Here is an 11,537-nt window from a genome sequence, read left to right as displayed (position 1 = left end):
AAATGCCCATTTTTTCAACACCCTCGGAACTTGCAAGAAGCATCCAAAAAACCTTCATCCTACCCTAAAATGCCAACACAACCTCCTCCTCACAATCCCCATCCACCGTCGTCAGCACCAATGACGTCGTGGTATAAAGCGACCTCCCAACAGGATTCCTCGACAACTTCGACCACAGCAACTGATTCCTTTGCGGGGAATAACTCGGATCGAGGTACAGGACCGCGTCACAAGACGACCGCAGAAGCGTAACCGTTTTGGAAGGCAGGTCAATCGCATACATGCCACTGACGTAGGAAACCACCAACCGACTTTCGCTCGTGAAGATCGCGCCCAGCGCCCATGTACGATCCGCGGGAGGGGCTGCAACAAAGGGGATCAACGTATCAGCCACCATGTCCGTCAAATACACATAATCATCAAAGGGCCACGGAGAATAGCGGGGATGATTCCACGAGACACCAATGCGAGCATGAAAAAGAGAATCCAAGGGTAGGCCTTCGGCATCATAGAAGACAACCTGAGCAAGCCCAATGTTCTGGCACGCGAAGCGATCCCCTGCAGGATCCCACATAGGAAAAAACTTTCCGCCTTCAGTCGTCAATTGGGTGAGGCTGTCCCCATTCTCCTTGACCTTGTAAATGTTCTCGTCAGAGGAGCCAATCAAGATCCACCCATTGGTCCCCCAAGAAGGAGGGCTCCAAATAGCGCCTGTGAAGAGCACCTGATGAGCCTTCGTCACCAGATTGTACTTCACCAATTCATCCTCGCTGCTCCCATTGAGGCGACGCACAAAGACAATCTCATCAGGATTCCGCGGATTGAAACAAGGCCTCAAGACAGAATTCCCCACCAAGGGATAGTTCCACCCCAAGCGTGGCTCTTCAGGCAACCATTCGCAAGGAGGGTCAAACTCATCCCCCACCTTGCGACACCCAACAAGCAGCAACAAGCACAAAATGCCCATCCACCCAAGCCGCCCCAGCGCCTCGACCCTATCAGACAACATGTTACCAACCGATACATGCAAAAAAGATTCAATGTTCAATTTTAAGGAATTACGAACTCCAAAAATTCAACCCAAAGTTCACTGCTTGACGATCCTTCGAATCACTTATGACTTGGACGTTGAAATTCTGCAGGTATAAATCCCATTCGAGAAATCCCTAATCGATATTTTCGAGACCGGGGGTTGGAGTTTTAGGTATCGCTTTCTCGCTCAGATTCCCACCCGCAGTCCCAATCCGGCGGATTTGTAAACCAGCGCTGGAATCCCCGAACCCGGCTGCCAAGGGCCGATCAAGGAAATGCTGCCTGTCGCAAAGGCATCCACGGGATGGGCTGACTCCGGCAAAAATCGCCAGCCAAGGTTCAAGCCACTCTGAAGCTGCAACCGATTGATCGCGGGATCGGTATTTTTGGCCTTCACCCACATTTCTCCGTTGTATTCGTAGCGCACATCGATCGCCTTTGCATTGTTGTAATGAATGCCGATCGGAATGGCCACGCGCAGTTGCTTCACGATGCGCAACTCCAAGCCCAAATCCGTCCCAAAAGTCCACGAGCGCTCGTCATAGGTGTTGTGGTAATAGCCGAGCATCACATCTTGGTAGAGCCGAAAGTGGTTGCCAGTGAGCCAACTACGTTCGATCCCTAGTCTTACGCCCGGCCGAATGTGCACCTTGTCGTACACGCCCAACTGCCCGAAGGAAAATTCGCCGAGGTAATCTTGGTGGAAAAGGTCCAACCGACCGGCCCATGGGTTGGGGCTGGATGCCTGTGCCGCTGCCAATTGAACAAGGCAGAGCATCGCGAGGAAAAGGATATGCTTTTTCATCTGCGGTTAGATTTTAGCGTAGAGGAAAAATGCGATGCCCATTTCGTCTTCGCTCGTCACGCCAAAGCGGATTTCGCGGTCGGTTTCGTTTTCGTAGGTGATCTCGGTGCGCAGTCCGATGCCCGGGGTGATTTCCAGCGGATTGGTAAGGAAGATTTGCGGCGGATGCTGATAATCGTCGGCTTCAAGGATCAATTCGCCATCACGCGGACCGCCGACGACAAATACCTTGAAGAGCTTCCCGCGTTTGTGCATGTGCGAGGTGATCGAATGCAACATCATGTGTTGATCGGTCGCGATTTCGGTGTGCGTGATCGTGGTCGTCTGCCGCGGTGGCAAAACCAATTCGTCGGAATTGTCAATCAGCTCCGTGTACAAAATCGTATTGACTTGGCTCGAATCGACAGTGTTGATGTTCAGGTAAACTTCGCCAAATCGGGTTTCGGTGGTCTTGTTGTAATAATGCGAATTCAGGTCCATCGTGGCGCCTCCGGGAATGTGCACCGCCATGCCCGCTGGCAAATTCAACGTGAACTCCTCGGCCTGCGCGGTGAAAAAATTGATCGAGCCAAACATGCCGCCACGGAAGTTTCCGCGTCCATCCGAACGGTTTTGGTCGCGCATCACGCCAATTTGCGGTTGGTAGGGCGCGTCTTCGTCCTCATAGCCGTAGGCGACCAAGTGGTGCGTACCCGGACGGCATTTCGATTGGAAGCTGCTCACATAAATGTCGTCGGCATTGCCAACGGGGAGACGCATAAACCATTCGCGTTCGAAGTTGCCGGGCACGGGAAATGCCGGAACATGGATTTGAAAGCCGGTGCCCGATGCCGGCGCAGCCAAGGCAGGAAAGTCATTGGGGACATCGGCGGGATTGTAGTCGAATGTCTTTTCGCAAGCATTCAAACTCATTCCAAGCACCAAAACAGGGAGGAATAAATAGGACAATCGTTTCATGATCAAAGGGATCTGGATTTTTGAAATTTCATTGCATTAAACTGCGGTCAGCGACATGGCCGGTGAGCGGGGCGCCGGCAGCGATCCATTGCCGCAAAAAGAGAATTTGATTCGCGGTCATCGTCAGGCCCCCACTCGGCATTTTTGCACCGAATGCAAAGTTGCTGCTGTCGTAGATGACTTTTTGGTAGAGAAAACTGGAGTCGGGATTTCCCGGCATCACAAGTTTGAGACCTGCCGAAGCAGCCTGTGTTTGCGTCGGCGTCACATTGATCAGCGCAGCAAAGGTCGCTTCGCCGGCGAGGTAAGGCGGTTCGCCAAGCAGGTCCCGCTTTTTGACAGGTGCAAGGTGGCAACCACTCAGCGCACAACTCGGCGCAAAAATCTGGTCGTAGATCAGCCCGAAGCTGGAGTCGGGCGCAACGTATTCGACCTCTTCCTTGCAGCCCATGGAGAGACTGAGCAGAAGGAGGCAGGTTGCCCACACGATTTTGTTACCTTTCATAATGCTGATTTGGAGGATGAAAGATAAGCAAATTTGGGCCGAGGGTTGATGAAGTTTACATTGCGCGCGGCGCATGCATGGCTCGGGGGCCGGATATTGGAAGGCATCATTTTTCAAACGCTTTGAAGATGTAGGGTGTACGTCTCCAAGACATCCGAAGGTGGATTGTCCCTTACTGCGCGGTAAAATTTTTTACAGAATGCTGTTTCGGGGCTGTTGATCAGGCCTTTACCAGTTTTTGAGAATCTTGCGCCACCATTCCTCGTCCTGATCATTTTTCCGCAAAGCCTGCAAATCTTCAAACATCCTTGCAAATGCATGCTCCACCTCTTGCCGTACGCCGACCAAAGCTTCATGGTCCTGGGCCTCGCCATTGAAGCGCGTCGTGTTTATGCGTTCGCCGACCATGATATAGTGGCGCTGCGGCTTGGGAATGATGGAGCGACCGATGCCTTTGACGATGGGCGGAAGGTTTTCGCCGCCATGCAAGTATTTGTCTGCGAAGCCAGAGTTCTGAATCCAAGCACCGAGCGGCGAATTCATCACATCCTTGGCGTCGACGAGAATGTCAAACATTTCTTCGGCGCCGATGGTCGCCACCGGGATGATGTCGTAGCCATGGGCCACGGCCATGTGGGCAAATCCGGTGCGGTTGCGCCAGATCAATTGGTAGGCTTCGCCTTTTTGTTTGCAGACTTCGCGTCGTCCTCCCGGGAAGACGAGTACATGTTCGCCGGCTTCCATGAGCGCGGCACAACTTTCACGTGTACCCGGAACCATGCCCACGTTTTTGATCAGCTGCCGCCAAAACGGAATCTCCCAATGCATGTGGTCCACGAGTGGGCGCAGCATGATGTCCTTTTGCAGGTACATTTCCAGCCCGAGGAAAAATCCGTCGGTCAAGCCCAGGATTGTGTGGTTGCTCACATACAAAGCCGGACGCTCGCGTTCGATTTTGTCAAACCCGTAGATGCGGGGACTGAACCACGTTTGAAACGGTTTTGCCAGTTCGCGGACAAGATCTTTGGACGGTGGAACGATATCGTTTTCAAGCGTGGCCATACATGCAATGCGTTGATTGAGGCTGCGAAGCTACAATTTTTTTGTCCAAGTCGTTGTCGTCAAGCAACAAGCGACCCCAGGATCTCACAGCTTCAAGGCTCCAAGGCCCTCCTTTCGAATGAGGATTGCCGGGGAGATTCCATCGATTTTGCTGCGTAGCCACAAGAGGATTTCTTGCCGACCAATGATGCTGCCTGCTCCTTCAAGTTCCCAAATTTCGCGGTATGTCTCTCGGAGAATGGCATCCTGCTGCGCAGGAATGGCTTCCCACCACTTTTTGAGACCCCGAACGAGGATGTTTTCAAAGTCCTCGATCCGGGGATGAAGGCGCAATCGGCGGTGCATGGCGCGTTGCAAGGACTCCACTAGGTCCAAATTGTGTAAGTCCAAATGAATCGCCATTTCCATCAGTCGGGCAGCATCCGCAATGTCCTGCCGGATGGGGGAGGCCTGCCGGTTCAAGATCAAGTTAATGGCCTGCAACGCCTTTTTGTAGTCTCCCTGTAAAAAATGAAACGAGCTGAGATTATACAGAAGTGTGGCTTCAATGCTGGGATCCGCTGCACGAGCGTGGGATTCCATGGCCGCGTAGGCATGTATTCCCGCAGCGCGACCATGTTCAAAATCTCCTGAGAGCAAGGAATAGCGTAACTCAAAGTTGATGCGAAGCAGTGTGGCAAGGGCATTCAGTTTGGGAACGGAAGACTGAAATTGACGAAGTGCATCTGCATTTTGGATGTAGAGCGCAAAATCTCTTGAGCTGATGCATGCATCAAGGAAACTTACGAGCACTTGCAGGTATTGGTCTGGAAATGTGAGAATGAGATCTTTTCGGTGTGCCCATTCGGAGTAGGCTGTTTTTAGCGACTGAAGGGCGTCACTGTCCTTTCCGAGCATGCGGTAACAAATGGAGAGGATCGCATTCCGCGTTTGTCGGGCATGAAAGGAATATTGTCTTGCAGGTGCTTGCATGGCGGGATCTGATTGGATGATCGTGAGCTGGGCCTGGGTTTCACGTGTGCGGGCAAAGGCATTCTCTGCAAAGAGTGTCTGTGCCTGCGCCCGAAGGATGCGCAATTTTGCATCGAGCAATTGCTGTTCCAAGGCCAGCAATTCCTCCTCCTTGATCTCCTCCAACAATTCGGGCTGAGTTTTTCCCGGGTTTTTGTTGACCAATCGGCGTTTCCAACGCAACAATTCTGCCTTGTGGGCAGGTAAATCGATGGCTCGCGCAGTATGGAGAGCCTTTTCCAAAGCCTTGCGGGCAAGGCGGTCCATTCCCTTCTCCAGCAAATATTCGACCTCGTCGATGCGCCTTCTCAGTGTCGCCTCCACCGATCTGCCCTCCTGACGCTGGGTCCCTGCCCTTACAATCGCACTCAGGAGGTAGGCTTTTGCGACAGAAAAATTGCCGAGCATCTTTGTTCCTGCAAACTTTTCAATCAGATCCTTTTCGTTATAAAATGGCTGGCCAAGCAATGCGTCCAACAGCAACAAATAATTGCTCGGGCTGCCGTTTGTATGCATGCCTTGCATCCGGACCTGCTTTCGCTCTGCTTTTGAAAGACTTTGAACCAAGGCATGGAGGTCGGCACTCATTTGGGGATGCGAAGAGAAAAAAACAATGCCATGGGAATGAAATACTTATTTTGATACTACAATATCGCGCCAAAAATACGATTTATGAATCATTTGTCGAATTGTTTGTCATTTTGAAAACCTTATATTTTGAAATTTCTCTTTTTTGTTGCGCCCCCGATTACCAGACTTTTGTCCCATCACGATTAGAAATTCTTAACCCTCTATATTCTTATGGCTTTTATCATCGAAGGCAAACTGTACAGCGAGGCTTGTACAGATTGCAGGAATCCCCTTGTGCATTCCAAAATCAAGTTTTACCGCGTTGAGGCAACACGTGAGGTCTATGCAGAACTCGCTGCCAACACCAAAGACACCTTGCGGGTGGTCAGCGCCGAGGAGGTCAAATCGCTGGATGGCCAATTGGTCGGCGAAGCGAAGTTGGACGAGACCGGTCACTATTTGGCCAAGTTGGATCGTTACACCGAAGGTCCTTTGCGGATCGTGGCAGAAATCGACGCTCCTGACGGGGGTAAATCGGAACGAGGCCCCGTTTTGGTCTATTTGACGACGATTTTGCCCAATTGGCAATATTCCCAAGATCAGCAAATCGCAAGGTTTCAGTGGGACTACATCATCCCCAAGGCATTTTGGTGCCGCCTGCTCGAATGGTTTGACCTGTGGGTGATTTGTGGCCGCATCACCATCTGCCAAAGCAGAGACGTCCCTGCCCGCGGCGTCAAAGTCAAGGCGATGGATGCCGATGTGATCACCGACGATGTGCTGGGAACGGCGACGACCAATTCGGATGGTCGCTTTACGATCTACTACCATTCGATCGACTTCAAGCGGACCTTCCTCTCTTGGATCGGCATCAATGTCGAGACGCCGTTTGGCGGTACGCTCGGGCCGGATGTCTATTTTGTCGTAGAGGCCGCCGATGGCACGCCTTTGCTCAAGGAGACTCGTGCCGATGGCAAAAAGCCCGGACGCAAAGACGTGGGTCATTGTGCTTGCTTCTCATTCTGTGTCGAACTGCCGATTCCACCCGGGACAGCACCGATTGACCCCGTTTGGAACAAAGTAGGAACGGCATTTCCGATTTCCACCGAAGACAATCCGCATGCGTTTGACGACGAAGGTTATGCTGATTTGGGTGGCCGGAAGTATGCGATCTTTAGCCAGAGTTCGCTCAATGGTCAAGTTCCGGATCCAACCCGTGCAGATTGCCCGCTTTACCGATTCCGCATTGTCCGTAGCACACGTGGCAACACCCTTGCTGCTACGCCCGCTGCCGAATTTGACAGCCCCAATGCCGCGATCATCGGCGGGAGCCTCGGCGAATTTGGCCCCGGACTCTTTGTGCCGGGCGCGAATCTTGGTACGCTCTACAAATGGACGGCTTTCCCCACGTTCAGCTACCTGTCGGTCGGCGTGACGATGGCTGCTGAGGATGTGGATGCACAAGGCTGGGTCGATGTGACCAACGCTGCGTCGCGTGCCTTGGTGACCGCAAATGCCAACCGGATTGCCAACGGCCTCTCGGCGATCAGCGTCAATGTTGGCGACTATGGTTGGGCCAACGATGGAAATCAATTGATGAACTTCAATACGGTTTCCTTGTCAGTGGGCGAGGCTCCCGTTGGGCCGGTCGGTTTGCAGATTGGCGATGAATTTCCTGTCGGGAACCGCTTCAGCATTCCAAAAGTTGCCATCCGTTTCGAAACCAAGGACCGTGTCACGGGCGATCCCCGTCCGGGAAATGGAATCACCCTCAATGCAATGGTCGTGAGCAATGCTGCGCCACACTATGAATTGGCCTTGAAGCGGGGCAATTCCTTTGTTGGCGACTGCGTGGCCTTCAGCAAGGAGGATGTGAATGTTGCCTACACGGTCTATCATTCGCATCTCGGGTCTGCGACGCTGACTGCCCACAGTGCGGATGGCACCTTCTATGCCTGGCCATCGGGCGGTGCGCCGGTCACCAATCCGGGCAACCATTTGTTGCTCGTGAACAATGTGCCACGGCCCGGCATTGCAGCTGTCCATAGCCCATTGGTGACGATTACGCCAAGGCCTGACCATACTTGTGTTTACATCGTCAGGCTTCACATTGTGCTGTTGCGCCACAATGGATACAGTTCCGAATACAGGGGTCCAAAAGAAAAGTACTTCTACTTTGAAGCTTGAGGCATCCTGTTTTAGATTGAACTTCGTTGAGAAATTGCGCCCCGCCAAATGGTAGGGCGCAATTTTTTTGGGCTTTAGGCGGGGTTTGAAGGCAGGTTTTGCACCAAAATTTCACCTTTTCCTTCAAAATCCGTAACATCGGCTATGGAACAGAGAGTTTACTTGATTCCAGGGGTGGCGACCGACCGCAGGGTGTTTGCCGAGTTGCATTTGCCCGGCTACGAAAAGGTCTATTTGGATTGGATGCGACCCAAGGCCAATGAGCGGATTGCGGCTTATGCTGCAAGGATGGTGGCAAGGTTGGACGGGGACACCTCACCGGTTTTGGTGGGTTATTCGTTTGGCGGGCTCATTGCGCAGGAGATGGCCAAGCTGCTGCCCGAAGCCACGGTCATTCTCATTTCAAGCATCAAAAGTTTCCGCGAACGGCCTTTGGGCATGTGGCTGACATCTTCCTTCAGCCTTCACAAATTGGTGCCCACGGAGATCGGCAAGGAGTTTGGATTCGCCTACAAATGGATGAATGACCCTCAAACGCCAGCAGAACACGCATTCATTCACCTCATGAAATCGGATTTGGATCCTGTACATACCGATTGGGCGATCCACCAAGCCGTGAATTGGCGTCATGAAGCGCATACTCCGCGACTTTTTCATATTCATGGCGACCAAGACCGCATATTTCCGATCCGGTACATTCGCAACTGCATTCCGGTGCGCGGGGGCACGCATTTGATGTTGCTCAACAAGGGGGAAGAAATTGGTGCCCACATCGTGCGCATCATGCAGGCGCTCGCACAAGATCGCGCTGGGCGCGAGGCCAATGACGATGCGCGACATGCTTACGAAGTCGAGCGCGGCTAAGTCAGTAACGAGCTTAAAACTAGCCCAGAATCTTACGCGTAATTGAATGGAAATTCGTCAGGCCGCCAAGGTGGTATGGTGGGATTTGTGACCAATTTCTTATCTTAAACTTGCCGCTCCCTCCTCATGGGTTTGTCGGCTGGCTCATACTGATTTTCAACCCCTAAACGTTTGTACCATGAAACGTAATTGTACTCTATTTGCCCTATTTTGCTGTTTGACATTGACCACCGCAGCCGTTCAGGCGAGGCCAATGATGGCATCCTGCGCCGCGGAGCAAACCGAACTACCGTGGTCTACCGTTACGGCGATTTTACATCAGGTAGAAGACCACGTAAATTTCACCTACAATGAATTGGTAGACATGTACGCAATCGGCCGGGTAACCATTGATGTGGTTTCTGAGGGTTATTCGGTGGTGGTGATGAATGCCGATGGCTCAACCGATACGGTCTTGATCGCAAATCTGTAAATCTACAATTACCCGTTTGGATATGCCCGATGGTGAAGTTGTTTCATCATCGGGTGCCCAATTGCCTTTGACTGAATCCAGGCCACCAGATTGAAATAGTCCAATACAGGTTGGCCTTCGAGGTCTTGGACCATCTTTTGGAATTGCGAATTTGCGGAAATCTGTGACCACCTGAATCCCGGCTGACTAATGGATGCTGCCACTGCTGCCAAAATTTGCAATCCAACTCCCAATCCGGGCACGCATCGATCATGTTTGGACATACGCAGGTTTTTGCAAAGGCGTATCGCATCATCATGGGCCCCCAATTCGATTTCCAAAATGATTTCCAAAGCCTTCGTCATCGCATAAACAGGTTGCCTGAAATTCGATTTCTGGAACCCGCGTAACCTATAGAGTATTTTGGTGGCCTTATCTACTCGATTGGAGGCAATAAAATAGCTGGCACAATGAAACAAAACATCACATTGAAGGCCAACTGAGAAAAGGTGCGGACTAGATTTCATCAGAGACAATCCGGTAGCAACTGCTTGCTCGGTAAACAGCTCATCTCCTGTGTCCATTCCCACGGTGATCATCGCCGGGAACATCTGTTTGATTTTTTCGCAGTGAAGGGTAAGGGTCGGCGTTTCAAAAGTTGAAATGTCATTCCATACCATTTTTGCCAAATCAAAATTGTTCATCACGCCGTGGAGCGCTGCCAAAGTTCCCGATTCCTTGATCCACCTTCTTGCAATTTCCGGGTCTGCTTCTGTTCTCTCCGCAAGCACCGCGACCAAATTGGTCTGTGGGGCGATGGCGGCGCCATAATTTTTTACCAGATACTTACAGATCGCCTTAATACGCCAATACAGGAGCCGTGCCTCGTAGCTCAGCGCCATACCGGGACTTTCCAGCAAGGGTGATGCCTCAATTTCTTCCAAAATGGCGATTCGTTCCTCCAGGTCAGGGATCGTTGGCGTTTGCCGAAGGCGCACTTCAATTTGCCGATAGCCAATCAAATTGCCTGCGCAGGCAAGCGCATGCTCGTAAGTCATGCCGCGAAATTGCGGCCGTGGCTCTGGGAAAAGTTCGGCAAGTCGCCAAAGTGCCTGCACGGCATGGTAGTTTTCCGAAGATTCGGCCAATGAAATCCCCCATTCGACAAGCTCTACAGCCTGCCGCTCGAGTCGGTTTTCAATGACGTGCGGTGCTGTTGCCAAAATTTGGTGCACGATCACATCCGGCTTTCCTTCGCCGATAAATGACACCAATTCTTGCCCTAGCTGCTCAATTTGGATGTTTTTGACGCGCTTTGTCTGTCCGGTACCTCCCAATAAGGCCGCCTCACTGTACTGATCTTGCTTGGCCAACAATCGGAAAAGCTGGGAAATTTGCTCCCAATCCTTGTTTGCTGGTCTCGAGGCAAGGAATTTCCTCCTCGATTTTTCATCGAGACTCGCAATGATGGCATGTACTAAACTGCCTTTCACGATTTTATGCCCAGTGGCCGAGTTGGTTGAGGGTTAATCCACTTTAAATGAATGAATTAATGGTTGAAGATATAGCTTTTTTTGGTTACTTCCAACAAAAAGTTTGGTTTTCTGTTTCCGGGTACTTGCTCATCTTGCAACTGCATTTTCGCTGATTTACTCACGTTCTTTCGATTTCAGCCCTTCATCTCGGATCTTTTGCAGTTTCGCTTTCATAGCTGCACCGTTTAGGGTTTGAATTTCAGTACAGCCTAGAATAATTGTTGATTTTTTGTAGCGGAGATGCAATTTTTCTAATATTCTTTCAAGCCAATTGGCTTAAAGGCGACCTCCTAAGAACCACAAATATTTGGAGTGTCCTTGGCGCGGATTCGTTGTTAAAGATGCGTTCGTGCCGGGGAAATTTCACAAGGTCGCCGAGTTTTAGCGTTCCGAGGTAGGGATAATGTTTCCCAGCCTCCTTTGAAGTTGTCTTTTCTGATTGATAATTGGTTGACGGATTTGGTCATACCTCTCTGTTGAAAAGCCGCCTAAGGATTGCCCACTGTTGATAATGGCATTCTTGGCGGCCTTTTTTTTGCCCCCTTCACGGCTTCTTCG

The 11,537-nt window shown here is 51.4% G+C and carries 10 protein-coding genes; 3 read left to right on the top strand and 7 right to left on the bottom strand.

From position 1 onward, the window contains the following. Positions 1–64 precede the first annotated feature (64 nt). The 6 genes from IPN95_28740 to IPN95_28715 form a co-directional block, all read right to left on the bottom strand. Positions 65–1,009, bottom strand: coding sequence for a hypothetical protein (locus tag IPN95_28740; protein MBK9453309.1), 945 nt, complete (start codon positions 1,007–1,009; stop codon positions 65–67). 210 nt (positions 1,010–1,219) lie between these two features. Continuing rightward, a complete protein-coding gene (locus IPN95_28735) occupies positions 1,220–1,837 on the bottom strand; it encodes a hypothetical protein (protein ID MBK9453308.1) in 618 nt (205 codons plus the stop codon). A 6-nt stretch (positions 1,838–1,843) separates the two neighbouring features. Continuing rightward, the gene (locus IPN95_28730; protein ID MBK9453307.1) at positions 1,844–2,794 is read right to left on the bottom strand and encodes a hypothetical protein; all 951 of its coding nucleotides are present in this window, start codon (positions 2,792–2,794) and stop codon (positions 1,844–1,846) included. Positions 2,795–2,822: 28 nt separating this feature from the next. Then, the gene (locus IPN95_28725; GenBank protein MBK9453306.1) at positions 2,823–3,299 is read right to left on the bottom strand and encodes a hypothetical protein; all 477 of its coding nucleotides are present in this window, start codon (positions 3,297–3,299) and stop codon (positions 2,823–2,825) included. 228 nt (positions 3,300–3,527) lie between these two features. Then, a complete protein-coding gene (locus IPN95_28720; protein ID MBK9453305.1) occupies positions 3,528–4,361 on the bottom strand; it encodes an acyltransferase family protein in 834 nt (277 codons plus the stop codon). 84 nt (positions 4,362–4,445) lie between these two features. Next, positions 4,446–5,960, bottom strand: a complete 1,515-nt coding sequence (locus tag IPN95_28715) for a hypothetical protein (GenBank protein ID MBK9453304.1) — start codon at positions 5,958–5,960, stop codon at positions 4,446–4,448. A 213-nt stretch (positions 5,961–6,173) separates the two neighbouring features. Between IPN95_28715 and IPN95_28710 the strand changes: the two genes are divergently transcribed. The 3 genes from IPN95_28710 to IPN95_28700 all read left to right on the top strand — a co-directional run bounded on the left by IPN95_28710 (position 6,174) and on the right by IPN95_28700 (position 9,465). Then, positions 6,174–8,129, top strand: coding sequence for a hypothetical protein (locus IPN95_28710; GenBank protein MBK9453303.1), 1,956 nt, complete (start codon positions 6,174–6,176; stop codon positions 8,127–8,129). A gap of 144 nt (positions 8,130–8,273) precedes the next feature. Then, entirely contained in the window at positions 8,274–8,993 is a 720-nt protein-coding gene (locus IPN95_28705) for an alpha/beta hydrolase (GenBank protein MBK9453302.1), read from the top strand. A gap of 217 nt (positions 8,994–9,210) precedes the next feature. After that, a complete protein-coding gene (locus tag IPN95_28700; GenBank protein ID MBK9453301.1) occupies positions 9,211–9,465 on the top strand; it encodes a hypothetical protein in 255 nt (84 codons plus the stop codon). Between the two features lie 8 nt (positions 9,466–9,473). Here IPN95_28700 and IPN95_28695 read toward each other — a convergent pair whose 3' ends face one another. Continuing rightward, complete coding sequence (locus IPN95_28695; GenBank protein ID MBK9453300.1) at positions 9,474–10,817, bottom strand: hypothetical protein; 1,344 nt, start codon at positions 10,815–10,817, stop codon at positions 9,474–9,476. Between the last annotated feature and the right edge of the window lie 720 nt (positions 10,818–11,537).

The sequence above is a fragment of the Bacteroidota bacterium genome (assembly GCA_016718825.1).
GTDB lineage: Bacteria > Bacteroidota > Bacteroidia > J057 > JADKCL01 > JADKCL01.
This window is presented reverse-complemented; position numbering and strand designations above follow the sequence as displayed.

Excerpts from the sequence above, each read along its gene's own strand:
- IPN95_28740 (MBK9453309.1), bottom strand. The coding sequence starts at position 1,009 with ATGTTGTCTGATAGGGTCGAGGCGCTGGGGCGGCTTGGGTGGATGGGC.
- IPN95_28735 (MBK9453308.1), bottom strand. The coding sequence starts at position 1,837 with ATGAAAAAGCATATCCTTTTCCTCGCGATGCTCTGCCTTGTTCAATTG.
- IPN95_28730 (MBK9453307.1), bottom strand. The coding sequence starts at position 2,794 with ATGAAACGATTGTCCTATTTATTCCTCCCTGTTTTGGTGCTTGGAATG.
- IPN95_28725 (MBK9453306.1), bottom strand. The coding sequence starts at position 3,299 with ATGAAAGGTAACAAAATCGTGTGGGCAACCTGCCTCCTTCTGCTCAGT.
- IPN95_28720 (MBK9453305.1), bottom strand. The coding sequence starts at position 4,361 with ATGGCCACGCTTGAAAACGATATCGTTCCACCGTCCAAAGATCTTGTC.
- IPN95_28715 (MBK9453304.1), bottom strand. The coding sequence starts at position 5,960 with ATGAGTGCCGACCTCCATGCCTTGGTTCAAAGTCTTTCAAAAGCAGAG.
- IPN95_28710 (MBK9453303.1), top strand. The coding sequence starts at position 6,174 with ATGGCTTTTATCATCGAAGGCAAACTGTACAGCGAGGCTTGTACAGAT.
- IPN95_28705 (MBK9453302.1), top strand. The coding sequence starts at position 8,274 with ATGGAACAGAGAGTTTACTTGATTCCAGGGGTGGCGACCGACCGCAGG.